At 62.3% G+C, this 25,499-nt stretch carries 22 protein-coding genes; 11 read left to right on the plus strand and 11 right to left on the minus strand.

The window, feature by feature from the left end; translation table 11 throughout:
• Window positions 1–15: 15 nt before the first annotated feature.
• The gene (locus AQ611_RS18860; RefSeq protein ID WP_069235659.1) at window positions 16–1,398 is read right to left on the minus strand and encodes a sensor histidine kinase; all 1,383 of its coding nucleotides are present in this window, start codon (window positions 1,396–1,398) and stop codon (window positions 16–18) included.
• On the minus strand, window positions 1,395–2,057 hold the full coding sequence (locus AQ611_RS18865) for a response regulator (RefSeq protein WP_069235660.1): 663 nt from the start codon (window positions 2,055–2,057) through the stop codon (window positions 1,395–1,397). Before AQ611_RS18865 ends, AQ611_RS18860 begins: the two co-directional genes overlap by 4 nt.
• A gap of 802 nt (window positions 2,058–2,859) precedes the next feature.
• On the opposite strand from AQ611_RS18865, the gene AQ611_RS18875 reads away from it, so the two are divergent.
• Window positions 2,860–3,129 (plus strand): YodC family protein, encoded by a 270-nt coding sequence (locus tag AQ611_RS18875; RefSeq protein WP_082711774.1) that lies wholly within the window; start codon window positions 2,860–2,862, stop codon window positions 3,127–3,129.
• Between the two features lie 83 nt (window positions 3,130–3,212).
• Here the strand turns inward: AQ611_RS18875 and AQ611_RS18880 are convergent, their stop codons facing one another.
• Together AQ611_RS18880 and AQ611_RS18885 are read right to left on the minus strand one after the other, a co-directional pair.
• Window positions 3,213–3,515 carry a superinfection immunity protein gene (locus AQ611_RS18880; protein WP_059514710.1) on the minus strand — a complete coding sequence of 101 codons (303 nt, stop codon included), beginning with the start codon at window positions 3,513–3,515 and terminating at the stop codon, window positions 3,213–3,215.
• A 122-nt stretch (window positions 3,516–3,637) separates the two neighbouring features.
• Entirely contained in the window at window positions 3,638–4,063 is a 426-nt protein-coding gene (locus AQ611_RS18885) for a rhodanese-like domain-containing protein (protein WP_059514708.1), read from the minus strand.
• Between the two features lie 109 nt (window positions 4,064–4,172).
• On the opposite strand from AQ611_RS18885, the gene ftrA reads away from it, so the two are divergent.
• The 5 genes from ftrA (at window position 4,173) to AQ611_RS18915 (ending at window position 8,444) form a co-directional block, all read left to right on the plus strand.
• Window positions 4,173–5,129 (plus strand): transcriptional regulator FtrA, encoded by a 957-nt coding sequence (gene ftrA, locus AQ611_RS18890; RefSeq protein WP_059514706.1) that lies wholly within the window; start codon window positions 4,173–4,175, stop codon window positions 5,127–5,129.
• Between the two features lie 165 nt (window positions 5,130–5,294).
• Entirely contained in the window at window positions 5,295–6,746 is a 1,452-nt protein-coding gene (locus tag AQ611_RS18900) for a M20 family metallopeptidase (protein WP_069235663.1), read from the plus strand.
• Between the two features lie 10 nt (window positions 6,747–6,756).
• Window positions 6,757–7,137, plus strand: a complete 381-nt coding sequence (locus AQ611_RS18905) for a TfoX/Sxy family protein (RefSeq protein ID WP_069235664.1) — start codon at window positions 6,757–6,759, stop codon at window positions 7,135–7,137.
• Window positions 7,138–7,250: 113 nt separating this feature from the next.
• Window positions 7,251–7,829, plus strand: coding sequence for an NnrU family protein (locus tag AQ611_RS18910; RefSeq protein ID WP_059514700.1), 579 nt, complete (start codon window positions 7,251–7,253; stop codon window positions 7,827–7,829).
• A 396-nt stretch (window positions 7,830–8,225) separates the two neighbouring features.
• Window positions 8,226–8,444, plus strand: coding sequence for a DUF1653 domain-containing protein (locus tag AQ611_RS18915; RefSeq protein WP_069236394.1), 219 nt, complete (start codon window positions 8,226–8,228; stop codon window positions 8,442–8,444).
• 309 nt (window positions 8,445–8,753) lie between these two features.
• On the opposite strand, the gene AQ611_RS18920 is transcribed toward AQ611_RS18915, so the two are convergent.
• Window positions 8,754–9,968: a winged helix-turn-helix domain-containing protein gene (locus tag AQ611_RS18920; protein ID WP_069235665.1), complete on the minus strand. Its 1,215-nt coding sequence runs from the start codon at window positions 9,966–9,968 to the stop codon at window positions 8,754–8,756.
• Window positions 9,969–10,426: 458 nt separating this feature from the next.
• On the minus strand, window positions 10,427–11,824 hold the full coding sequence (locus AQ611_RS18925) for an MFS transporter (protein WP_069235666.1): 1,398 nt from the start codon (window positions 11,822–11,824) through the stop codon (window positions 10,427–10,429).
• A gap of 372 nt (window positions 11,825–12,196) precedes the next feature.
• Between AQ611_RS18925 and treA the strand changes: the two genes are divergently transcribed.
• From treA to AQ611_RS25715, 3 genes are all read left to right on the plus strand, one after another.
• The gene (gene treA, locus AQ611_RS18935) at window positions 12,197–13,882 is read left to right on the plus strand and encodes an alpha,alpha-trehalase TreA (protein ID WP_059514692.1); all 1,686 of its coding nucleotides are present in this window, start codon (window positions 12,197–12,199) and stop codon (window positions 13,880–13,882) included.
• Between the two features lie 321 nt (window positions 13,883–14,203).
• On the plus strand, window positions 14,204–16,156 hold the full coding sequence (asnB, locus tag AQ611_RS18940) for an asparagine synthase (glutamine-hydrolyzing) (protein WP_069236395.1): 1,953 nt from the start codon (window positions 14,204–14,206) through the stop codon (window positions 16,154–16,156).
• A gap of 463 nt (window positions 16,157–16,619) precedes the next feature.
• Window positions 16,620–17,135, plus strand: a complete 516-nt coding sequence (locus AQ611_RS25715; protein WP_146011726.1) for a hypothetical protein — start codon at window positions 16,620–16,622, stop codon at window positions 17,133–17,135.
• A gap of 189 nt (window positions 17,136–17,324) precedes the next feature.
• Here AQ611_RS25715 and AQ611_RS25720 read toward each other — a convergent pair whose 3' ends face one another.
• The 4 genes from AQ611_RS25720 to AQ611_RS18960 form a co-directional block, all read right to left on the minus strand.
• A complete protein-coding gene (locus AQ611_RS25720; RefSeq protein WP_231936067.1) occupies window positions 17,325–17,843 on the minus strand; it encodes a winged helix-turn-helix domain-containing protein in 519 nt (172 codons plus the stop codon).
• A 418-nt stretch (window positions 17,844–18,261) separates the two neighbouring features.
• Window positions 18,262–19,944 carry a M4 family metallopeptidase gene (locus tag AQ611_RS18950; RefSeq protein ID WP_069236396.1) on the minus strand — a complete coding sequence of 561 codons (1,683 nt, stop codon included), beginning with the start codon at window positions 19,942–19,944 and terminating at the stop codon, window positions 18,262–18,264.
• 737 nt (window positions 19,945–20,681) lie between these two features.
• Window positions 20,682–22,904: a xanthine dehydrogenase family protein molybdopterin-binding subunit gene (locus tag AQ611_RS18955; RefSeq protein WP_069235668.1), complete on the minus strand. Its 2,223-nt coding sequence runs from the start codon at window positions 22,902–22,904 to the stop codon at window positions 20,682–20,684.
• 5 nt (window positions 22,905–22,909) lie between these two features.
• Window positions 22,910–23,371 carry a (2Fe-2S)-binding protein gene (locus AQ611_RS18960; protein WP_069235669.1) on the minus strand — a complete coding sequence of 154 codons (462 nt, stop codon included), beginning with the start codon at window positions 23,369–23,371 and terminating at the stop codon, window positions 22,910–22,912.
• 220 nt (window positions 23,372–23,591) lie between these two features.
• Between AQ611_RS18960 and AQ611_RS18965 the strand changes: the two genes are divergently transcribed.
• Together AQ611_RS18965 and AQ611_RS18970 are read left to right on the plus strand one after the other, a co-directional pair.
• Entirely contained in the window at window positions 23,592–24,575 is a 984-nt protein-coding gene (locus tag AQ611_RS18965) for an AraC family transcriptional regulator (protein ID WP_069235670.1), read from the plus strand.
• Between the two features lie 8 nt (window positions 24,576–24,583).
• A complete protein-coding gene (locus AQ611_RS18970; RefSeq protein WP_069236397.1) occupies window positions 24,584–24,985 on the plus strand; it encodes a nuclear transport factor 2 family protein in 402 nt (133 codons plus the stop codon).
• 118 nt (window positions 24,986–25,103) lie between these two features.
• Here the strand turns inward: AQ611_RS18970 and AQ611_RS18975 are convergent, their stop codons facing one another.
• Window positions 25,104–25,466, minus strand: coding sequence for a DUF3564 family protein (locus AQ611_RS18975; protein WP_069235671.1), 363 nt, complete (start codon window positions 25,464–25,466; stop codon window positions 25,104–25,106).
• Window positions 25,467–25,499: the final 33 nt, after the last annotated feature.

Below are 25,499 nucleotides of genomic sequence, written 5' to 3' on the forward strand. Positions count from 1 at the left end.
TTCGAGCGCGGTCAATTACGTTTGCGAAGCCGGAAACCGCACCTTGACCGTCAATCCGCGTCCGTTCGCGCCGCTTTCGAGCGATACCGCCGCACCATGCTGCTCGGCGATGCGCTTGACGATCGACAACCCGAGTCCGCTGCCCGATGTCGACACGAGCTGCGCGCCGCCGCCCCGATAGAAGCGCTCCCAGACTCGCGGCCGATCCGCTTCGGCAATGCCGGGGCCGTTGTCGCGCACTTCGAGCGCCGTGCCGCCCGAGCCGGGGTTGGCGTGCACCTCGACGTCGACGCGCGCGCCGGCGCCCGCGTAGCGGATTGCGTTGTCGACGAGATTGTTGAGCAGCACCCGCAGCATGTCGGCGTTGCCCGACACATGCACGGGCGCCGCGCCGCCGATCATGCCGAGGTCGACGCGCTGCGCGCTTGCCACGCGCGCGCGCTCGGCGACGACCGAGCGGCCCAGCGCGACGAGATCGACATCGGCGAACGACGCGGCCGGTGCGTCGGGCTCGAGCCGCGCGAGCGTCAGCAATTGCTCGGCCAGGTGTGCGAGCCGGGACACGCCCGCGTGAATCTGCGCGACGATGCGCGCGTGTTCGTCGGCGCTCGCCGCGCGGCCGAGAAGCTGGGTCTGAATCGACAGGCCCATGATCGGCGTGCGCAACTCGTGCGCCGCGTCCGCGATGAAGTGTCGCTGCAGCGTGAACGAGCGGTCGAGCCGCGCGAGCAGATCGTTGATGGCGGCGGCGAGCGGCTTGGCTTCCGCCGGTACGGTCGCGATGTCGAGCTGTTCGAGGTGGGCGGCGTGGCGGCGCTTCAAGCCGGCCGCGATTGCGCCGAGCGGTCGCAGCCCGTAGCCGATGCCGAACCACAACCCGAGCGCGAGCAGCGGCAGCAGCGACAACACCGGCCACAGCAGATGCACGGCGATGCCCGCAATCGCTTCCCAGCGCGCTTGGCGCTGTTGGGCGACGCGGATCGTCGTGCCCGCGCTTTCGCGCGTGAAGGTGTGCCAACGCTGGCCGGACGTGTCGAGTTGCACGAAGCCGGTTCGATCGGGGGGCGGCAGATGCGTCGCGGGATCAGTCGTGAATTCGAGCTTGCCGTCGCGCCAGACTTGCAGCAGCACGTCGTCGGGATCGTAGTCGAGCGGATGGTGCGTGCTGCTCTTGTCGCGGCCCGCGATCGACAGCTTGCCGGTGGCATCGACTTGAATTTGCTTCGACAGGCTGCGCATCTGGTCGTCGAGCAGATCGTCGAGTTCGCGCAGCGCACCCCAGTAGGTGCCCGCGCTCGCCAGCAGGCCGATCACGCACGCGGCGGGCAGCAGCCATGCCAGCAGCCGGCCGCGCAGCGACGCCGGCAGGCGTGCGAGGCGGCGCCGCTTGCCGCTCATGCGCCGTCTCCGATCCGGTAGCCGACGCCGCGCACGGTCAGGATCGCTTCGTGGCCGAGCTTCTTGCGCAGATTATGGATATGGACTTGCACGGCGTTGCTCTCGATTTCTTCGCCCCAGCTATACAGCCGCTCCTCGAACTGCTCGCGCGAGATCACCGCGCCGGGTTCGCGCATCAGTTCGTGCAGCAGCACGAACTCCTTGGGCGACAGCGTGATTTCCTCGCCGTCGCGCCAGACCTGGTGGCGCGCCGGATCGAGGCGTAGCGCGCCGGCCGTGAGCATCGTCTGCGCGCGGCCCGCCTGACGGCGGTTCACCGCGCGAATGCGCGCGAGCAGTTCCTCGAGCGCGAACGGCTTGACCAGATAATCGTCGGCGCCGCAATCGAGGCCGGCGATGCGCTCGGGCAGCGCGTCGCGCGCGGTGATCACGATCGCGGGCAGCGTGTCGTCGCGGCGGCGCAGCGCGGCGAGCACCGTGAGGCCGTCCTTGTCCGGCAAGCCGAGATCGAGCAGCAGCAGGCCGTATGGCGTGGTACGCAGCGCGAGCGTCGCGGCCTCGCCGTTTTGTACCCAGTCGACCGCGAAGCCTTCGTGTCGGAGGCCCTGTTCGAGCCCGCTGCCGATCAGCGGGTCGTCTTCGACGAGCAATACGCGCATGGGGATCATCCATTCGAGTCCGGCGCGCGCGCTTTCGCGCGCGCCTCTGCATGCATGATAAGCGCGGCAACCTTAGCTGCGGCTTAAAGGCGCGGCGAGGGCAGGCGAACCGAACGGCCGGACGGCGCTGGCCGGGCGCGCTTGACCGGCGTGCCGGTTCATGCCGGATAGTGAGCGGAAGCGGGCCATACGACGCGCTCGCGAGGTTCGGCCCGACGACCGGCTAGGCGCACGGAATCGCCAGGCGCGCACCCGCGCGCGATGAGCATGGCGTGCGCGGGCGTGCTGCGTGCTGCGATGCACGATCGCACCATGCCGCACGGGGCGATGCCGATTTGCCGCCGGATATGTTGGGCGATATGGCTTACCGCGCCGATCTGGCTGAAATCCGCGCGCGCCGGACGAATGCGGGCCCGCCGGATTGCGGCAATGCCGCAATATCCAATTAAATAATCTGATGTAGATGTTTTTGCAAAATCAAAAATTAATTTTTGTATATTCCGATTGGAAAAATTCGGAGAATGGAAGGCGTTTCCCGAGGTGATTCGGGGGAACTGGCCGTGAGACGATCGTATCCCGTGATGAAATCGGTTTGCTTGCGCTCTGGCAAGTCAGGCGGGCATGTGAGGTAGGTGCCACATAGTTGCGCAATGTCATCAGTTATTAACTCAAGTCAGAAAAAATCTCTGAAGAGTACTTGCCGGTTATTTTGACGATTGCTAATCTCTGGGTGATGCGGAATGGCAGTACCGCAGATATCGAGAAAATGAATAAATAAATGACTTCGAGAAGGGCCACCAAGATGATGACTTACCGTGATACGGATACTCCGTCGTTTCGAATTGGCGATGTCGTGACGCTCAGGACGGGCGGTCCGCGCATGACCGTTACCCACGTCGGCCCGGTCGTGTTTGATCAAGGTGAATGGGTGATCTGTCAGTGGTTCGACGAGCACGGCGAATTCCGGCAGGAGATGTTTCCGAACCACGCCGTCGTGGGCGAGCCACGCACGATTCCTGCGGGGCTCGTGCGGATGCGCTCGTTGGCGGCTCGCGGCCCCGCGCAAGCTTGATGCGCGGCGCGGCGCACGGGGGTATTCACTGGCTGGGCCAAGCCGGCGGAGCATCGGTGCGACGCGTTTGCTTCGTGCCCCGGCTACCTTTGCTGAGTGGCAATGCGCCGCTGCACGCGTTCGACGAGGCCGGTCGAGAAAGCCTTCATGCTGAGTGCGCGGCGCTTGAGCCGCACCTCGCTCGCGATATCGCCGGGCGGGTTCGGTTGCGTCGCCCACGTGAGCGTCAGCAGCCAGCCGATGATTGTCCAGCCGAACAGTGCGTTGAACAGCGCGATCGTCAGCTTGTCATGCCGGCGGCGGCGATCGGCGATGATTGCCGGCAGGAAGTAGAGCGCGGCGGCGGCGACCGAGCCGGCGATCTGAACCAAAATGCTTGTCTGCATGTTGCTGCTCCATCGTGCGTCGGTGCAACGGCATGGTCGTTCGACTTGACGCTGAACCTGCAATGGAGCCGATTGTCGCGCGTTTTGCGTGGTTTTGCAGGCAACGCATTGTTGCGGGTTTGTCATTGATCGAAGGCAGCGGACGGCGGCGCGGCCGCCGTCCGCGCGAGCGCGAACCCTTCGGCTAGCCACCCCGTGACGCCGCCTGCCATCAGTTTCACCGGCCGCCCGAGGCGGGCGAGCCTGAGTGCCGCGCGCGCCGCGCCGTTGCAATGCGGGCCCGCGCAGTAGACGACGAAACAGGTGTCGCGCGGAAATGCCGATAACTTGCTTTCGATGATCTTTCGATGCGGCAGGTTGTGCGCGCCGGGCACGTGTCCGGCGGCGTAGCGTTCAGGACTGCGCACGTCGAGCAGCACGAAATCGGGCGCGCCGGACGTCAGCGCATCGTGCACGTCCGAGCAATCGGTTTCGAAGCCAAGCGACGCTTCGAAATGGGCGATGGCGGCGGCGCTGTCGGCGGGGGCAATATCGGTGACGAGGGACATGCTGAGGGCTCCTGTTTCTGGCGAAGCTGTGATGAACATGCGCTCAGTATCCGCAATGCACGCCCGGCGCGACAGTGGCGCGATCGACAACTTCCGGTAACATCGCGCCATGCACAATCATCTCGTTGTCGCGCTTGCCTACGATCGGCTCTGCACCTTCGAATTCGGCTGTGTGGTCGAATTGTTCGCGTTGCCGCGGCCGGAGCTGGGCGTCGACTGGTATCGCTTCGCGGTTTGCGCGAGCGAGCCGGGGCCCGTGCGCGCGGCGGGCGGCATCACGGTTGCCGCGCCGTACCGGCTCGCGCTGATGGACCGCGCGCAGACGATCGTGATTCCCGGCTGGCGCGATCCCGACGAAACGCCGCCCGAGCCGCTGCTGAAGAAGATTCGCGCCGCGCACCGTCGCGGCGCACGTCTTTGCTCGATCTGCTCGGGCGTTTTCGTGCTCGCTGCCGCGGGCATTCTCGACGGCGTCACCGTGACCACGCATTGGCGTTATGCGCAGCGTCTGCAGGCGCGTTATCCGTTGCTGCGCGTGAATCCCGATGCACTGTATGTCGATGCGGGACAGATCGTCACGTCGGCGGGCTCGGCCGCGGGCCTCGACATGTTGATGCACGTGGTGCGCCGCGATTACGGCAGTGCAATCGCGAATCGCGTCGCGCAGCGGCTCGTCCTGCCGCCGCATCGCGACGGCGGCCAGGCGCAGTTCGTGCCGCGTCCGTTACCTCGTGTCAGTGGCGACCGGCTCGCGAAACTGATCGACTGGATGCGTGCGCATGCTGCACAGCCGCATACGCTTGCGTCGCTGGCCGCGCGCGCGGCGATGAGCCCGCGCACGCTGCAACGGCTGTTCCGCGACGCGACGGGGCTTGGGCCTTACGAATGGCTGATACGCGAGCGTGTCGGGCTGGCCAAGGAGTTGATCGAGCGCGACCCGGCGCTGAGCGTTGCACGGGTCGCTGCGCTGGCCGGATTCGGTTCGGAGGAATCGTTGCGACGTCACTTCAGACGCATTGCCGCGACGAGCCCTGCGGTGTATCGCCGCAATTTCGATGCGCGTTAGCGTGCATTCGCGCCGGCGGCAAGCGGCTTGGGCCCGGGCCGGCGTGGCGGGCGCGTTGGCGGTCGAACGTGCGGCCAACGGGCTCGCGACGCGCATGTCAAAGCGGGCGTATCGGCGCTATCATCGCCACTTCATCTCGTCATACATCTCGCGCTGCTCATTGCCATGACTACCGCCACTGCCCGCGTCATCGACCACGACCGCCTCGCCGATTTCATCGAACGCAAATGGAACGACGAGATTCTGCATGCGCTGACCGACTACATCGCGGTGCCCGCGAAAAGTCCTGCGTTCGATCCCGACTGGGCGAAGCACGGCTATATCGAGCGCGTCGTCGCCGATGCCGCGCAGTGGGCAGAGCGGCAGCCCGTCAAAGGGCTGAAGGTCGAGATCGTGCGGCTTGCCGGCCGCACGCCGGTGATTTTCTTCGAGACGCCCGCGACACGCACGGGTAGTACCGAGACGATCGCACTGTACGGTCACCTCGACAAGCAGCCCGAATTCGACGGCTGGCGCGCCGATCTCGGCCCGTGGACGCCGAAGCTCGAGAACGGCAAGCTGTACGGCCGAGGCGGCGCCGACGACGGCTACGCGATCTACGCGAGCCTCACCGCGCTTGCCGCGCTCGATGCGCAAGGAATCGAGCGGCCGCGCTGCGTTGGCCTCATCGAGACATGCGAGGAATCGGGCAGCTACGATCTGCTGCCTTACGTCGACGTACTGCGCGCGCGGCTGGGCGACGTCAGCCTCGTCGTGTGCCTCGATTCGGGCGCGGGCAATTACGATCAGCTTTGGCTGACGACGTCGCTGCGCGGGCTCGTGTCGGGCGACCTGCAAGTCGAGGTGCTCGAGGAGGGCGTGCATTCGGGCGTGTACGGCGGCATCGCGCCGTCGAGCTTCCGCGTGATGCGGCAGTTGTTCGAGCGGCTGGAGGATGCGGCGACCGGCAACCTGCTGCCCGCGTCGTTTCATTGCGAAGTGCCGGCAAGCCGTCTGCGCGAAACCGAGGCGGCCGCGTCGATTCTCGGCGACGCCGTCTGGAAGGCGATGCCATGGGCCTGCGGGCAGGACGGCAAACCGGTACTGCCCACTACGGCCGATCCGCGCGAGGCGCTTCTCAATTCGACATGGCGGCCGTCGTTGTCGGTCACGGGCGCACAAGGCTTGCCCGCGCTGGAAAACGCGGGCAACGTGCTGCGGCCGCGCACCGCGTTCAAGCTTTCGCTGCGGCTGCCGCCGCTCGTCGACGCGGCGCAGGCTGTTCAGCAGTTGAAGGCGCTGCTGGAACTCGATCCGCCGTACAACGCGAAAGTCACGTTCAAGCCCGACGCGGGCGCGGCGACCGGCTGGAGCGCGCCGGATCTCGCACCGTGGCTCGCAACGGCGCTCGACGACGCGTCGCGCCGGCACTTCGGCGCGGACTGCGCGTACATGGGGCTCGGCGGCACGATTCCGTTGATGAACGTACTGCAAGCGGGTTTTCCCGCGGCGCAGTTCATGGTGTGCGGCGTGCTGGGCCCGAAATCGAATGCGCATGGGCCGAACGAGTTCCTGCACGTGCCGTATGCGAAGAAGCTGACGGCGGCGGTTGCCGACGTGATCGCCGTCGCGCATTGATGCCGGCCCGGTGAGCTGGCAAACCGAAAAGCAGCGCGCCGACGAATTCGCCGAGCAGCTTGCGGATCTCGGCCGGATCGCCGTTACGCGCTTTTTCAGCGGCGCGGCGCTCAGGCTCGACGGCGTACTGTTCGGCTTTGTCATACGCGGCTCGCTGTTCCTGCGCGTGGACGAGGTCAACCGCCCGGCATTCGAGCGCTGCGGCATGGGGCCGTTCTCGTATCTCGCGCGCTCGCGTGCGGTGGTCATTGGTGGTTATTACGAAGCGCCCGCCGACGTGCTCGAGGATATTGGCGCGCTGCGCGATTGGTGCCGTGACGCGTACCGCGCCGCCGTGCGCGCGGGGGCGGCGATGAAAACGAGCGCGCGCCGCGCGAAGCGCACGCCATAGCGCACCGGCGCGTTTGCGTTGCGGGTGGCGGACGGCGGCGCGTGCATGTACGATGCTCGGCGCAACACATGCCGATTGAGTCGATAAAAAATTCCCCATCTGGAGACGCGCGCATGGTCGTCCTGATTCTCGGTTTGTTGATCTTCCTGGGCATGCATTCGATTCGGATCTTCGCCGACGATTGGCGCGCCGCGCGGATCGCGAGCCTGGGCGAGCGTCGCTGGAAGGGCCTTTATTCGCTGGCATCGGCGGCGGGCCTCGCACTGATTGTTTGGGGCTATGCGCTTGCTCGCGAGAACGCCACGCTATTATGGCTGCCGCCTGTCGGCATCCGGCATCTGGCGGGACTGCTGACGGCAATGGCGTTCGTGCTGTTCGCTGCCGCCTATGTGCCCGGCACGAGAATCAAGGCGCTGGTCGGCCATCCGATGCTCGCCGGCGTGATGGCATGGGCGATTGCGCATCTGCTTGCAAACGGCATGCTCCATGCGGAGCTGCTATTCGGCGCGTTCCTGGTGTGGGCGTTCACCGATTTCATTGTGTCGCGTGCTCGCGATCAGCGCGACGGCAAGCGCTATCCGGCCGGGTCTCTCATGCGTGACAGTGTCGCGGTCGGCGCGGGGCTCGTCGCCTGGGCGCTATTCGCGCTCGTGCTGCACGGTTTGCTGATCGGCGTGCGGCCGTTGGCGTAGTCATCGTTCAAATGCACGCGGCTCGGATGAGCGTTGACGCTCGACGATCCGGCGCAAGTGCGCAGAACCTTCGGATGATGAAAGATCGAACGGGCCATCGGCATGAGCATTCGAGCGTTCGACGCCCGATGGTCCGTGACGCCGATCAGCTCGGCATCGCGCCGCAACGGCGGCCACGCGCGTCGATCGACGCCGGTTCACGCTAAAGCCACGCGTGCCTGCGTTGCCGTTTCTGCCATTACGCGTTCCCGCGCTGGAGCTTTACCGTGCCTGTCCAGCCGCATGCTGCCTATGTTTTTGACCGATGAGATTGATTGAGCGCGGCTGACCCGCTGTCGCCGCGTGCGGCGGCTTGCGCGCATACAATACGCGCTCGTCGATTTTATGGAGCATGCGATGACTGAGCAGGAAGCCGAACGAATTGCGACTCACCGCCATTACAAGGGCGGATTGTATCGCGTGATCGGCGTTGCACGGCATTCGGAGACGGAAGAATCCGTTGTCGTCTATGAGCAGTTGTGGCCGAAAGCGCGCAGCCTATGGGTGCGGCCCGAAGCGATGTTCAACGAGACCCTCGCAGACGGTACGCCGCGATTTCGTCAATTGGGCGATTGACCGGCCATGCATGGACGGTGCGGATGGCTTGGACCTGTTCCGCCTGCCGGTAATGGGTCGGGGAGCGGGCGCGGCTAAACTCGGACCGTTCGTTAGCGGCGCGCGACACCGGCAGGTTTGTGCGGTGGAGGATCTGCTGTTTCGTTGTCGCCGCCGCGTACCGCTTGCCGGAAACGGGCGCTGGAACTGCAAAAAGGACGCACGCGCTATCCACAGCCGGCGATCCGCGAATCGCCGAGCCGCGCACGCCGGTCGAACGCGCCGCGCCATTTTTTTTGGCGCACGGCGTTGATCGCGTCGCGGCGGCGTTCAGCGTGTCTCGAACGCACGCACGATTTCCTTTGGCGCATTGCCGACCTTGACGACCGGCGTGTCGTGCCAGTCGGCGAGCTTGCGCACCGCACGGCCAACATCGGCCAGCAGCCCAGCGCCAAGCCGCACGCCCGGCTCGATATGCACCGACTTCAGCTCGAAGATGTGCTGCGCGCGATGCGCTTTCGCGTCGACGCGGCCGATCAGTCGGCCGCGGTGCAGGATCGGCAGGCAGAAGTAGCCGTAGCGGCGCTTGTGCGCGGGCGTGTAGCACTCGATCGTGTAATCGAAATCGAACAGCGCCGATGCGCGGCGCCGGTCCCAGACCACTGGATCGAACGGCGACAGCAGCGTCGTGACGGTCGAGCGCAGTGCGTCGCGACTTACGGAGTCGACGAGCGGCGCGAGATCGCGGTGCACGAATGCCTGTTCCTTCCAGTCTTCGATCGTCGCAGGCAGCAAATCCCCCGCATCCGCAAGCGCATGCAATGTATCGCGATACGAGCGCTTCGGCAGACGGTAGTAGTCGGCGATCCAGTCGGCACGCACGACGCCGAGTGCGCGGCACGTGTTGTCGATGAGACGCGGCAGCACCGCATCGCGCGGCGGCAGGTCGCGCGCGTCATCCCAGCTTGGCAGCACGCGCTCGGTAACGTCATATACGCGCTGGAAGTTGCGTCGCTCGGCAACCATCAGGCGTCCTAGCGAAAACAATACTTCGAGATGCTTCTTTTCAGGCTTGCGGTTCCACCAGCCGCTGCTAGTATGGCCGTCGTTGCGCATGAAATCGGCCGAGCGTACTGGTCCGTTGATTCGAACGTGGGCAAGCAGTTTATCGATCTCGTCGCGATGCTGCGCGTGCCAGTCGGCCGGATATTTCCAGCCCATGCCGACTGGATTGAGCATCGTATGACGCATCAGTCCGAAATCCTCGATCGGCAAAAAGCACGCTTCATGTGACCAGTATTCGAATAGCTTCGCTTGCGCGAGATGCTCGTCTAACCACTGCGGTGCATAGGGGCCGATGCGGCTGAACAACACCAGATACGGGCTGCGTGCGACGACGTGGATCGTGTCGATCTGCAACTGTGCCATCTGGCGGATCGCGGCGAGCACGTCGGATTTGGTCGCCTTGCGGCGAGGCGGAGTCAGCAGGCCCTGCGCGGCGAGATGTAATGCGCGGGCGCAAGCAAGCGAGAGCGTTAGGGACACGGGTGGGGCATGCTGGAAATGGGATGCGTCACTTTAGCGCGAATCAATGTGGGATACTGAATGGAGTGAAACAACACTTCAACAGAATGCAAAAGTTGGATAGCATGCATACGTCTGACAATCGTTGACAAAAGCTCGTCCAAAGTTTCCTTATAGTTTGGACTAGTACGTATTTGCTTCCGACGCACGATATTTCTATGGCACGCAGGAAGCAAGTCCGGATGTCTCAACCCCCGTCGAGACGTCCGGAGCCGTTGAAGCGGACATCCATGCGGCTTAAAGCCGGCCCCGAGTGGATGTCCGCTGATTTTTTTAGCGGCGTCAACGGTCTTTTACTTCATTTAGTCTGACGAGATTCTGAACGTGAGCCCTGTCAGGGCGGCCCGCTGGTGCGCGAACGGCGTATGTCGTGTCTCGTACCGTGGACTAACTGTCGCGAACATTCGTCACGGACGGCGTCAACCCCGCTTGCCGCGCGCGACTTCATCCCCGGCATTCGGCGCGAGCCGGCGCGTGATCGGAATCGATGCGAACGAGCAGAGGCCAACCACCACGAACGCTGGCCAGAAATCGGACCAGACGATCGTCTCATGGCCTTGTATCCAATGCGACGCATGCAGCACGAGCCCAGCGACGGTCACGCCGAGGCCGAGCGACATTTGCTGGACGACGCTGCCGAGGCTCGTCGCGCGAGCCGCATCGCGTGACGGGATTTCCGCGTAAATCATCGAATTGAGGCTCGTGAACTGCAGTGCGGGGAACAGTCCGCCGATCAGCACGACGAGCCAGATTGCCCATACCGGCATGCCTGGGTGGAACGTTCCGTATGCGGCGATCGCAAGGCCCGACAGCGCTGCGTTATACATCAATACGGTGCGGAATCCGAAGCGTTTGAGTGTGCGCGATGCGATGACTCGCGTGAACGCGCCGCCCACCGCCGATGCGCACGTGATCGCGCCTGAATGAAATGCGCTCATTCCGAGCCCTTCCTGGAGCGCGAGCGGTAGCAGGAACGGCACGGCGCCGAGCCCGATTCGAAACAGCGAACCGCCGACGACGCTCGCGTGATAGGTAGGAATGCGCAGGAAGCGCAGATCGAGAAGCGGGCGTTTGGCTCGCCGCGCATACAGCACGTAGAGACCCAGCAACGCCGCGCCCGCCGCGCTCATCGCGAGCGCGGCGCCGCGCGACGTGAGCGCACCGTCGATGAGCGTGAGGCCCATCAGCAGCAGCGCGGCACCTGTGGCGGACAGCAGGAAGCCCAGCCAATCGAGCGGGCCGGGGTCCGGCTCATGCGTGTTGGCAATGTGCTTGTTCGCGAGATAGATGCCGATGAGGCCGACCGGTACGTTGATGAAGAAGATCAGCCGCCAGTGCAGGTAGGTCGTGATGAATCCGCCGAGCAATGGGCCGGCGACCGGCCCGAACAGCGCGGGCACGCTCAGATAGTTCATCGCGCGCACAAGTTCCGAGCGCGGTATCGCGCGGAAGATGATGATGCGCCCGACGGGCACCATCATCGCGCCGCCCACGCCTTGCACGAAGCGTGCAAATGTGAACAACTCGAGATTGAACGAAGCCGCGCACATCAACGAACCGACGACGAAGATGCCGATCGCGGTACGGAATACTGCGCGTGCGCCGAAGCGGTCCGCGAGCCAGCCGCAGATCGGAATAAACACGCCGAGGCCGACGACGTAAGTCGTGATCGCAATGTTCAGTGTGACGGGATTGTGACCGAAGTCGCGCGCCATCGCGGGCAGTGCCGTGACGATGATATTGGCATCCACGCTTTCCATGAACAACGCGCAAGCAACGATCAGCGGTGCAATGAAAGCGTGAATGGCGAGCGGCATGGGAACAATGCGCGATAAAGATTCCATTATTGCATCGATTGGTCCGTCATGCTTGCGCGCACAACGACTCTTCGGCACGCATTGCGGCAAGTGGGCAAAAGAAGCCGCGCCGTTCCCGGCCGCTTCGCGCTCGTGAATTTCCGAACCCGCCGGCGCGGTAGCTGCGATCTCGAAAAGACGCATATGCGGCGCTGCGTGCGCTATGTGCGCTACATGGCCGTTTGCGCGCCGCATCGACGGATCCGCTTGCTAGACCGCGGATTTTCATGCGAAGCTGCGCGCCGCGGCATCCGATAGATAAACCAGCCGCGCCTGCAGGGGGCTGCGGGACAGGAGACCATATCGCCGTTCATTATCAGAATAGGAGCAGACATGGTCACATCACGGCGTTTTCCGCTTCATGTCGAAAATCCGCTGTATCGCCGCTTGTTGAGCGCGCCCGTGTGGGCTGCGCTCGTTGCGTCAGCCGGCATCGGTTGCACGGGCACGCTTGCGCATGCCGATTCGCTGCCCGCGCCGGCATCTGCTGCAGCGCTCACCGCTTCGGCACCGGCCGCGACGATTCTGCCGCCGCCGAGCGTGCTTTATGGCGATCTTTTTGTTGCGGTGCAAACCGCGCAAATCTTCCCGGACCAGAAAACCTTCGTCGATTCGACGCCGAACACCGATCCCGCGACGATTGTCCAGCTCTATCAACAGCAAAAGGGCACGCCGGGCTTCTCGCTGCAAGCGTTTGTTTCGAAATATTTCACGCCGCCGACCGATCAGTCGGTGACGCCGCCGGCAAATCAGACGCTGCGCGAGCATATCGATTGGCTATGGCCGAAGCTCACGCGCACGACGGAGACCGTGCCGCAATACAGTTCGCTGATTGCGCTGCCAAAACCCTATGTGGTGCCGGGCGGACGTTTCCGTGAAGGTTACTATTGGGACACCTATTTCACGATGCTCGGCTTGCAGGAGTCCGGCCACGAAGATCTCGTCGACGACATGCTCGACAACTTCGCTTATTTGATCGATACCGTCGGCCACGTGCCGAATGGCAATCGCACGTATTACGTGAGCCGCTCGCAGCCGCCTTTCTTCGCATACATGGTGGCGCTTGCGGCGAAGGTCGAGGGTGAGCGCGTCTATCAGAAGTACCTGCCGGCGTTGCGCAAGGAATATGCGTACTGGATGCAGGGCGAGCGCTCGACGGCACGCGGTTCGGCCACGCGCAACGTCGTCAAGATGCCGGACGGCTCGGTGCTGAACCGCTATTGGGACGAACGGGATACGCCGCGCGACGAATCGTATCTCGAGGACGTGCAGACCGCGCAGCAGGCGAGCGGGCGGCCCGCGGCCGAAGTGTGGCGCGACCTGCGCGCGGCGGCCGAAAGCGGTTGGGATTTCAGCTCGCGCTGGTTTGCAGACAGCAAGACGCTTGCGACGATTCGCACGACAGCGATTGTGCCGGTCGATCTGAACAGCCTGATGTTCAATCTGGAGACGACCATCATCAAAGGCTGTGCAGTGGCGCGCGACATGCGCTGCGTCGTCGAATTCACCGGCCGCGCGACGAAGCGCGCGCTCGCGATCAACCGATATCTGTGGAACGATAAAGGTTATTACGGCGACTATGACTGGAAGCTCGGCAAGCCGCGCGACAACCTGTCGGCCGCGGCGCTGTATCCGCTGTTCGCCGGTGTCGCATGGCCTGACCGCGCGAAGCGAACCGCCAGCAATGTCAAAAAGACGCTGCTGCAGCCAGGCGGCCTCGCGACGACGGCCTACAACACGGCGCAGCAGTGGGACGCGCCGAACGGTTGGGCGCCGTTGCATTGGATCGCGCTCGTTGGCCTCAAGCGTTATGGCGAGACTGCGCTCGCGAACGATATCGGCACGCGTTTTCTTGCCGACGTGAAAAACGTCTATGCGTCGCAAGGCAAGCTCGTCGAGAAATATATCGTCGAAGGAGCGGGCTCGGGTGGTGGCGGCGGCGGCGAATATCCTCTGCAGGATGGATTCGGCTGGACCAACGGCGTGACGCTCAAGCTGCTCGATCTGTACGGCGGGTGATGCCGGGTATCGAGCGTTTCCGGCGCTTGCTTGCTTACTTGCGAGACGAGCGCCGGCGCGGTCGCCACGCATGTCGTTGCGCCTATAGCAGGAAATCGAACAATGGTGGATATCGACTCGTATCGATTGGCAATCTCCATCAATCGATGAAAAAGCGCCGGGCAATCCGGCGTTTTTTTCGAGTTATTTTTCTTTAAAAAAAGAATCCGGCACACAAGCGCGAATAATTCGCGAATATTTTCTCCGTAATAATTTGTGGACGCACGGCGCTGCGTCCCGTTGCGCCGCGTCGCCGATCGACTTCAAACGGGGATGCTCGCCATGTGCGGAATCACGGGTTTCTGGCGTCCAGAGGCATGCAGCCGGCAGACAGCGGGCGAGGTGCTCGCCCGAATGACAGACAGTCTCGCTCATCGCGGTCCCGACGATGCGGGCGCATGGTTTGATACCGCGGCCGGTGTCGCATTCGGCCATCGGCGGCTGTCGATCGTCGATCTGACATCGAACGGTCATCAGCCCATGGTGTCGGCTTGCGGCCGCTACGTGATGACCTTCAACGGCGAGATCTACAACTTTCGCGAATTGCGTCGCGAACTCGATGCATCCGCTCATGCGCCAAACTGGCGGGGTAATTCGGATAGCGAAGTATTGCTTGCCGCATTCGAAACCTGGGGAATCGACCGCACGCTGAAAAAAGCGGCCGGCATGTTTGCGCTCGCGCTGTGGAACCGCGACGCTGGCGTGCTGACGTTAGCGCGTGACCGGATCGGTGAGAAACCGCTTTATTACGGCCGCATCGGCGGTGCGCTGGTGTTCGGCTCGGAACTCAAGGCGCTGCGCCGCTACCCGGGCTTCGACGCGCGAGCGATCGATCGCGACGCATTGTGTTTATATTTGCGCTACGCGAGCATACCTGCACCGCATACGATCTATACGGCGATCCGCAAGCTGCCGCCCGGCACCTACGTGCAGTTCGAAGATGCAGCGCAGGAGCCGACCGCGCGGTGCTATTGGTCTCTCGAGCAGACGGTCAGCGCAGGTCAGGTGAACTTGGTCGAAGGCGATGCCGACGCGGTCGTGGATCAGCTCGATGCAGTGCTGCGCCTCGCGGTCGCGCAGCAGATGGAGGCCGACGCGCCGCTTGGCGCGTTCTTGTCGGGCGGCGTCGATTCGTCGGCAGTTGTCGCGCTGATGCAGGCGCAATCTGCGCGGCCGGTGCGCACATTTACGGTCGGCTTTCATGAGGCGGGCTATGACGAGGCCGGTTATGCGAAGGCTGTCGCGCATCATCTCGGTACCGACCATACCGAGTTGTACGTGACGCCGGCCCACGCACTCGATCTCGTGCCGAAGCTGCCCGACGTCTATGACGAACCGTTTGCGGACGCATCGCAGATCCCGACGCTGCTTGTCTGCGAGATGACGCGGCGGCACGTCAAGGTGAGTCTGTCCGGCGACGGCGGCGACGAACTGTTCGGCGGCTATCCCCGCTATTTCTTGACGCAGTGCCTTTGGAAAAAGCTAAGGCGTGTGCCGACGGCGATGCGCGCGCAAATCGCCGCCGCGCTGCATGCGCTGCGGCCCAATCACGCGGATCAGATTGCCGCGTTTGTGCTGAGTGCATGGGGCTCCGCCACGCCGCGCGTCGGCGATCGGTTGCACAAGCTTGCCAACGTGATGACGGCGAACAGCCGAGCTGGGCTCTATCGGCTACTGATGTCGGTTGTGCATCATCCCGAGCGGCTCGTGCTGACTGGCCGTGAGCCGCATACGCTGCTCGACGCGCCGGACGCATGGCCTGCGGGCCTCACGTTTGCCGAACAGGCGATGATGGTCGATGCGCTCACATATTTGCCGACCGATATTCTCGCAAAAGTCGACCGTGCCGCGATGGCGATGAGCCTCGAGACGCGCATGCCGTATCTCGACCATCGCGTGGTGGAGTTCGCGTGGCGTGTGCCTGCCGCGCTGAAGGTGCCGGACGGGCAACAGAAGTGGCTATTGCGCCGCTTGTTGTACCGGTACGTGCCGCGCCAGCTGATCGACCGGCCCAAGCAGGGCTTTTGTGCGCCGGTCGGCGACTGGCTGCGCGGCGAGTTGCGCGACTGGGCCGCGGCGCTTCTCGAACCGGCGCGACTGCGTGCGGAGGGCTTCTTTGATGCGGCACACATCGAGCGCCAGTGGCGGCAGCATCTTGCAGGGCGGATGAATTGCCAGCATCCACTATGGACGGTGCTGATGTTTCAGGCTTGGCTCGATGCGCACGGGGGCTGACAGTGGAGAGTGCTTGCTGGGAATCTGAAGAAGCGTCTGGCGCGGCCGCGGTTTCGCGCTGTTTCTTGAAATGTCCGGCGCGGCACATTAAGTTCGGATTGTGGCGGGCAGTGATTCCTATGATGTATTGAAAAAATGTTTGCCGAGTTAATTCGTCCTGCAAATGGTTTCTCAGGCTTGGCGTGTCCTGGATTTGCCGGGCGACGTTGCTACCTGGTTGGCAGAATCACGTGATGTGGGCTGCTGGCATCCGGCGCCCGATTAGGCTTGTTGCTTGCGAGCAGGTGCTATATGGCGAATATCGCGACATGTCGCGGTAATATCGTGTTGCCGTATCTTTTGCTCGTTACCCCGAAACAGTAGGAGGTACGCTGGCGAATTGGTGGCATGTACGCTCTGAATGCATGCCGGATATCCCGGCATAACGCAGGCGAACCAACCTTTTTGCCTTCGCGAGGTTTCCATGAGCACAGACGGTAATGACCAAGATAAAGCGCCAGTTAGAACGATAGCCGCTGACAGTGAGCCGTATGGCGTGGTGTACTTGGCCGGATCGGTTAATGGATGGTATCTCGGCACCGGCGTTAGCAATAGCGAACCCGGGGTGCTGATGGCGATGTCGCCGGAAATAATTGGTAAATTGACTGGTCTCAACAATTCCGCCTACTGGTGGCAGGTGGAGACTCAGGAAGGATCGCCGCTAATAAAGGCGGTGAAGTCGGTCAAATATGGAACATATTTGACCATATTCAAACGTGGCGGCGATAATCCATGGGGCCTCAAACCATTAGATACGGTGCCTGCAGTCAATTCAACGTTTAGAATTGGTCCCCATCCTAATTATCCAGGGAACATCTTTTATCACGGCACCAGCTTGACTTGGCAATTATATGATGCTGTTTCCGAAGGATATGGCATGATTGCACTCCTTCCCGGGACTGGCGGTGCATATCCTTTGCAGATCATTCCCAGAGATTGAATGACGGGCGTTATAAATCCATAAAAACTCGTCGGTGAGTGTGCAGGGGCATGGCAATTTTACCGACTGCGGAATTTGTGACGTCTCATCATGCGGCATTGCTCGTTCAAGAAGGCAATCTGCGGGAAATCCTGCGGCGCGGCTTCCAGCCGCGCCGCTTGCGCACATGCGTGCGACGCAGTAAATGCGTTAGCGTAACTCGACGCTGTAATCGCGGGAGTCGATCGTGCTGCTGCGCACCGCCGGCGGGCTCGGGGGCGTAGGCAAGCGAGACAGCGATGCCAGGCCGGCTACGCCCGATGTGCCGGACAAGTCTTGCATACTCGACGCCGCCGGCAAGGCGGGCAACTCGGGTGCAGGCGGTTCATCGTGCGGTTCGACGTAAGTCGTCGCTGCCCCGAACAGTACGAGCCGATAGCCGATCGAATAAATCGGGATGATGCGCATGTTCTTGTCATGATCGAGACCGAGCTTCGAGCGGATGCGTGAGATGTGCGTGTCCAGCGTGCGCGACGATACGGCAAGTTCCCGCCCCCATACTGCTTCCTGAATCGCCTGGCGCGACACAACCTTGTTCATGTTGTCGAGTAGAAATTCGACGACGTCGAATTCGCGTGGGGTCATGTTGATCGGCTCGCCGCCGATCTCGATGTTGCGCCGAACAAAGTTGATCTTGATGTTGTCGATGTGCAGGTGCTTGCAGTCCATGATGGTCCTCGTAATTCGCGGTTGAGTGGCGAATGGCTGAGGGGATTACTGCAATTGGCGGGCCAGCTTGCGCAACGCAACAGGCAAACTCTTTGAAAGAAATGGTGTGACGATATAGTTGATTGAATATAAAGTGTTTTTTTCGTGGATGAGCCGTGTGCGATTGCACGGGCGGCGTCACAATTTGAAGTGGGTTGAAGGTGTGTTACGTAGCACGGGAACGTTGGTGTTACGTTTGCGCGGATATCGCCGTAACATGGGCGGCGGTCGGCCTGGGACACTGAGAGCGCAAAGCGTCGATCGGCGAGGCGAGCCGCAGTTTCGGCGCGATGCAGGACAGCGTTCATCGGAGAAACCGCGTTACGCGAACCGGGCCGCTCGACGCAGCCCGGCGCATAAGGCGAAACCCGCCGCCCGATTACCGGACGTTGACCGCGTCCCACGCCTTCGCCACGGTCTGCGCTTCAATGGAAGCGGCTCCGTACAAATCGCTTGCTGCTCGAATTGACGCTGCCCGGGCGTTGGGATAGGTCGAACCGGATGTCAGATAGACCGACAGCGTTCGATACCAGATTTTCCCCGCCTTATCGCGTCCGATTCCGGTAAGCGATGTGTCGCCGTTGCATACGAGCTGACTCTTGGATAGCGACGGATCGGTGGAGGGAACCGTCGCTCCTTCGGCAAGCAGATAAAAGAATCGGTTGCCGACTCCCGAAGAAAGGTGCGGATTCGTGTTGGTGAACCCGCCGCTCGGATAACAACTGGACGAGCGATTATCCAAATCCTGCTTGTACATCTTACGCAAGCCGCCTGGCATTAACGACGCGCCTATGACGTAGTTTCCCGGATCGTTCGGATTGTTTGCATAGAACTTAACCAACGTCCCGAAAATATCGGAAGTCGATTCATTGAGCCCGCCGGAATCGCGGTAGTTGTATGAAAGCCGCGCGGTGTTTTGAGTGACGCCGTGGGTCATTTCATGTCCCGCCACGTCTAGCGTTACCACCGGCTGGTTACCGAGCGACGGGCCGCCGTCTCCGTACAGCATGACGCCCGAATACCATGAAGCATTGGCTCCATCGTCGCCGAACAGCACGTGAGCATAGCTTCTCACGCCGTTTCCATCATTCGCAACGCCGGAGCGGCCATGGGTATTTTTATAGTAGTCCCAAGTAATTGCCAGTCCATAATCGATATCGGCAGCAACCGTCTGGCGATTGCTTGTATTGTAGGTTCCCCATGTATTGGTGGTACTGGTGTAGATCGGAAGACTGTCCGCCTGGGACACGACAACGTAATCCTGAAGATCGGCGCCGTCATGCACGGACCCATTGCCACGTTTGGGGTCCAGCATCCGATAGCCGTTCGCGGAGGTCTGATCGGTCGTCAACGTGACGTCACCGTAATAATATGACCGCCCGATACCCGTTGCGGCGCTTTGCTGTATCAGGCTTTCGGTTTCCAATACGCGGCCGGTGCGCGCATCTATCGAATAGCGCATCACCGACGAATGGTCGCGCGTGGAAGGACCATACACGTCTACCTGATAGGCGAGAACGGGCGCGGTATTGCGTGCATAGATTACTTTGACGGGGCTGCCGGTATGATCGACGCGCGTCGCGAACTGGGCTGCCGCAATTTTTTCCGCAGCGGCCGCGCCGATGTCGGATGTGCTCGAAAGCGCTTTTTGACTGGGGACTAGATTAGCCAGGTTTATTGGGGCGTTCAGCGTCGTGCTCGGCTGCTGCAATTGACCTTGCTTCGAATGCACGACGACGTCTGCGCCTATCACTGGTAATCCGCCGTAAAACCGGTCGAATCGAACGTGCTCCGCCCCGTTCTGATCCACGATGACATCGCGGACCTTGAATTGATCCGTGGCTGCGCCGGAAATCGTGTCAGCGCTGCTGGTCGCGTTGATATCGAGCGCTTTTGCTGTCCGTGCCACTCGGCTTGGCGCGAGTTGGAAGATCGATGGATTGGCTTGAATCAGCGCAAGCGCGCGATCGACGGCGGCCTGTTTGTCGGCAGCTTGGGCAAATGCGCTGGCACAGGCTGTTGCAATGATTGATGCACAAGCAATGCGATACAGCTTCTTCATATTGCCTCCTGAGAAAAGAACGAATTGCGTGAGCGACTCGGGCTTCATCTGCGATGTGATGCAATGGGACATATCAGCCGGCACTGCTGAATTGATGTGCTTGGTCGGCATATTGATTCGACGCGTGAAACGGCCTGCACGTCATCCCGGCATTGGCGCGTGCCGGTCCGTCGAATAAACGTCGAGCTGACGACAGGCGGCCCTATACGCTCAATTAATTAGGCTTTCTAATTAATTGGTGAAAAAAACCAAACCTGGCCTGTCAAGCCGACGTCAATCTAATTGGGAAATCTGTGCGGGAAATCGCGAAGACACGTCGTGAAATCGGTGGGTCTTTTCGCTCCTTTGTTTGAAACGCTCGATCGGCCCTCGGTCGTTTCTTGGTGTAATGAACATGACGTATGAATCCAAGGTTCATTGCGTCTTCCTTTCGGTACGTTAGTTCTGCAAAAAGCGAACGTCAAACTTTTTTTTATGGAACTTAAAAAAGTTGGATTCGAGGCGAAGCTGCCTGGCCGCAGCAGGGCGGGCGGCTCGGATCGGATAGAGGAGCGGTTGCAATGCGCGACTTTCTTAGGGCAACCGTGCGGTGGAGATAACCGCCGGGCCTCAAATGGGGCCGGTTTGAAGGGCGAAAACGCGTAGACGCGTAGACGCGTAGACGCCGCGCCCGGGTGGTGGGCGCGGCGGCGCGGGCGGTCAGGCCCGCGATGCGGGAATGCGTTTGCGGTTTATGTTTATACGCTGCCGTGCTGGTCCGGCGCCGACAGCGGCAGCGTGTACGTTCGCTTGCCGGTTGCCGAGAAGATCGCATTCGCAACGGCCGGCCCAACCGGCGCGACGCCCGGTTCGCCAACGCCGGTCGGTGCTTCGCCTGACGGCACGATATACACTTCGACTTTCGGCATCTCGGCGATCCTCAACACCTGATAGCCGTCGAAGTTATTCTGCTCGACCTTGCCATCCTTTAGCGTGATCGCGCCTTTCAACGCCGCGCCGAGCCCGAAGCCGATGCCGCCCTCCATCTGTGCCGCGATCACGTCCGGATTGATCGCGGTTCCGCAATCAACCGCGCAAACGATCCGCTCGACCTTCACCGCGCCTTGCTCGTCGACCGACACCTCGGCGACCTGTGCGACGTAGCTCTTAAACGCCTCGGCGACCGCGATTCCGCGCCCGCGTCCTTTAGGCAGTGGCGTGGCCGAATCCCAGCCGGCTTTTTCCGCGGCGAGATCGAGCACCGCGCGCATTCGCGGCTCATGCGCGAGCATATCGCGCCGGAAATGGTATGGATCCTTGCCCGCCGCATGCGCGGCTTCATCGATGAACGCCTCGACCGCATAGGCGGTGTGCGAGCTGCCGACGACGCGCCACCATAGCACCGGAACGCCTGTTTGAGTGGTCGTCAGTTCCACTGATATGTTTGGAATGGCATATGGCAGGTTCGACGCGCCTTCCACCGAGGTCGCATCGATGCCGTTTTTCACCAAGCCCGCGGCGAAAGGCGTGCCGGCGACGATCGATTGACCGACGATCCGGTGCCGCCAGCCGACGAGTTTGCCGTCCGCGCTCAACCCCGCGTCGAGCTTATGGAAGTACATCGGCCGGTAGCGTCCGCCATGGAGATCGTCCTCGCGGGTCCATTGCAGCTTGATGGGCGTGCCGTTCGCGCCAAGCGCTTTTGCGATCGACACCGCCTCGACGATGTAGTCGGACGCCGGGTTCGCGCGCCGCCCGAAGCTGCCGCCGGCGTACAGCGTGTGGATGAACACCTGCTTCGGGGCGAGCCCCGCCGCGCGTGCGGCGTTCTCCTGATCGATCGTCTGGAACTGATCGCCCGCCCAGATTTCGCAGCGATCGGCTGTCAGCTTGACGACCGCGTCGAGCGGCTCCATCGGTGCATGGGCGAGAAACGGGAATTCGTAGGATGCCGAGATCCGCTTTGCCGCCTCTGCAAGCGCCGAGTTCACGTTGCCATCACGGCGGGCGGAGGCGCCTGCACGCTCCGCCAGTTGCCGGTATTCACGCATGATTGTGTCGGAACTGCGTTTTTCGGCGTGTGCGTCATCCCATTCGATTTGCAGCGCGTCGCGGCCTTGTTTTGCGGCCCAGAAGCCTGTCGCGACGACGGCGACGCCGCGCGGCACCTGAACGACCGACGTGACGCCGGGCACGGCCTTCGCCGCCGACGCATCGAATGACTTCACGGTCGCGCCGAATAGCGGCGGGCGCTGCAGTAGTGCGACCAACATGCCCGGCTGCGCGACGTCGATCGTGAATTGCGCGGTGCCGTTGGATTTCGCGGCGGCATCGACGCGAGGCACCGGTTTGCCGATCAAGCGGAAATCGGCCGGTGATTTCAGTGCGACCTTGTCCGGCACCGGCAACTCGGCTGCAGCGTTCGCAAGCGCGCCGTAAGTCGCGCTGCGCCCGCTTGCGGCGTGACCGACCACGCCGTCGCGCGTGCTCAGCTCGGCAACCGGTACGCGCCATCGCGCGGCTGCCGCCGACATGAGCATCGCGCGCGCCTTGGCGCCCGCTTCGCGCAATTGCATCCACGAATTCGCCATCGCGGAACTGCCGCCCGTGCCCTGCAATTTGCCCCACTGTAAGTTCGCGTAGCGCTCGGCATCGGCCGGCGCGCTTTCGACGCGCACGTCGCGCCAGTTCGCATCGAGTTCCTCGGCGACGATCGTCGCGATGCCGGTGTACGCGCCTTGGCCCATTTCGACGTGCTTAGCGATTACGGTGACGCTGTTGTCCGGTGCGATGCGCAGAAATGCATTGGGTGTGAATGCGTCGGCACAGGGCGATGCAGCGGCTTGTGCCGCCCGGCTCGCGTCGGGCCATTCGAAGCCGATCGTCAGACCGGCGGCTGCTATCGCGCCGGCGGCTTTCAGAAACGTGCGGCGGGACGCGCGCACCGCGTCTGTTTCGGGTAGATCGAGATGGTTCGTCATCGTTTTCAGGCCTTCAGCGCGGACGCGGCTTCGTGAATGGCGGCGCGAATGCGAGTATAGGTTGCGCAGCGGCAGAGGTTGCCGTTCATTGCGGCGTCGATGTCGGCATCGGTCGGCGCGGCATTCTGCTCGAGGAGCGCCGTCGCCGACATGATTTGCCCAGACTGGCAGTAGCCGCACTGCGGCACTTGGAGCTTGACCCACGCCGCCTGGACAGCTTGCGCGGGCTTGCCCGACAGCCCTTCGATCGTCGTCACCCGTTTGCCGGCGACAGCGGCAAGCGGCAGTACGCACGAGCGTACCGCTTGGCCTTCGAGGTGAACCGTGCAGGCGCCGCATTGTGCGGCGCCGCAGCCGAATTTCGTGCCGGTGAGCCCGGCGCGTTCGCGTATCGCCCAGAGCAGCGGCATCGCGGGATCGGCGTCCAGCGTCAGATTCTTGCCGTTCAGCACAAACGTCGTAGACATGGACTTTCTCCGTGGGAGGGCATCCCCGGACTTGGCGCCGGGTAACAGCCGGCAGTGTGACGGATGGGCTGCTGGCGCGTGTATATACGATTCTGCAAAAATATTGAACAATCCTGCAAATTGCCGGCTCGGCGCGAGGGCGCTGCGCGGCTTGAGTCTTCGCCTGTTACGATCGGAGCCGGAATGCTTCCCATGCTGTCTCATTGAAGGTGTATTGACGATGAATTCGCGGCTCGATACGGTCGAAGCGCCTTCACGCATCGCCTCTGGCGCCTCTGCGTTAGCACAATCGTCGGCGTTGCACGACGCGCGCCGCGAGTTGGCCGCGCGCGTCGTGCGTTTCGCGCCAGTGGACGGCGCGCATCAGACGGCGATTTCCGCACTGTCGTTCCATCGCTTTTCATCGCCCGTCGATCTCGGTTGCAGCGTGCCGCGCGCTTCGTTCGTGTTTGCCGCGCAGGGGGCAAAGCGGGTGACGGTCGCCGGACATGTGTACGAATACGATCCGCAGCATTGCCTCGTTACGTCGGTCGATTTGCCGATGCTGTCGCAGGTCACGCGCGCATCCGTCGACGCGCCATATCTGTGCGTGTCAGTCGCGCTCGACTTGCAGCGCATCGCCGAGTTGGCGGCCGAGATGCAAATGCCTGCGCCGGATGCGCTGCCGGCCGGTGAGGGGATCGTCGTCGGCGCATTGTCCGAGCCTCTTTTCGACGCGGCGCTCAGGCTCGTCCGATTGCTCGATACTCCGGGCGATATCCCGATTCTCGCGCCGCTGATCGAAAAGGAATTGCTGTACCGGCTGTTGACCAGCGAACTGGGCGCGCGACTGCGGCATATCGCGATCGCGGGTAGCCAGACGTATCGGATCGCGCGCGCGATCGAATGGATTCGAACCCATTATGCGCAGCCGCTTCGGATCGAGACGCTCGCGCAGCAGGTGAACATGAGCGTGTCGTCACTGCACCATCATTTCAAGCATGTGACGACGCTCAGCCCGTTGCAATATCAGAAGCAACTGCGGCTGCATGAGGCGCGTCGGTTGCTGCTCGCGCAGGGCGGCGATGTCGGCTCGATCGCGTTGCGGGTCGGGTACGAGAGTCCGTCGCAGTTCAGCCGGGAATACAGCAGGTTGTTCGGCGCGCCGCCGTTGCGCGACGTGGGTCAATTGCGACGGCGCAATGGCGGCGGTACCACGGGGTGATTTCGCAGATGAGCACTGATCGGGACGACGAACGATTGGCGGTGGATGTCGTGCGCGCATTTTGGCGTTTGATGCAAACGAATGATTTTCGCTCGGTCGCAGCCGTGCTTGCCGACGATTTCGTACTCGAGTGGCCGCAATCGAACGAGCGAATTTGCGGTGCGGCGGATTTTGCAACATTGAATCGCGAATATCCCGCGCATGGCCCGTGGAAGTTCACGCTCAATCGCGTGATCGGCGACGCGCGTGAAGCGGTGTCCGATGTGTCCGTAACCGACGGCGTTCAGCGTGCGCGGGCAATCTCGTTTTTTACGATCGAGCACGCGAAGATTGCGCGCATCGTCGAATTTTGGCCTGATTCTTATGATCCGCCATACGACCGCTCGCATCTCGCCAAGCCGATTACGTAAGCGTACCGGCTGGTACTGGCCCGCGTGGCTGCGTTACTTTGCTTCACTGAAGATTCCGTCGACCATTGTCTCGGCGGCTTTCATTTGATTGCCTGCCTGCGTTGCATATTTCATGCTCTCAGCGGGTGACGACGGTGAACTCCCGGTTTTCCGGGCGAATGGACTCCGTATCGATTGCTTGTAATCGCCATGCGCCGCGAAGCGATTGTTTGTCGAGCACTGCTGCGCCGTGTTCCTGCTCTTGCGTCGATGGTTGCAGGCCGGAGAGCGACAGCCCTTGCAGCCGGCACAGCGCTTCGCCGCTGTCGGCGGAGCACAGCGCAACCGCACCCGCGACATCCGTCACCTTGCCCCACGTCGGCAGATCGATACCCTGATGCGCTTCGCGCGACCACAGATGTTCGTCGGTATCGAGCCACAGAACCGCGAAAGACGGCTGTGCGGAAGTACTGTTGCCGCTGATTCGAATGGTGAGGCGCATATTTCGTCTCCTTTCGAAATTTGTTCGGTCAGC

Source organism: Burkholderia singularis (assembly GCF_001718875.1).
GTDB classification, from domain to species: Bacteria; Pseudomonadota; Gammaproteobacteria; order Burkholderiales; family Burkholderiaceae; genus Burkholderia; species Burkholderia singularis.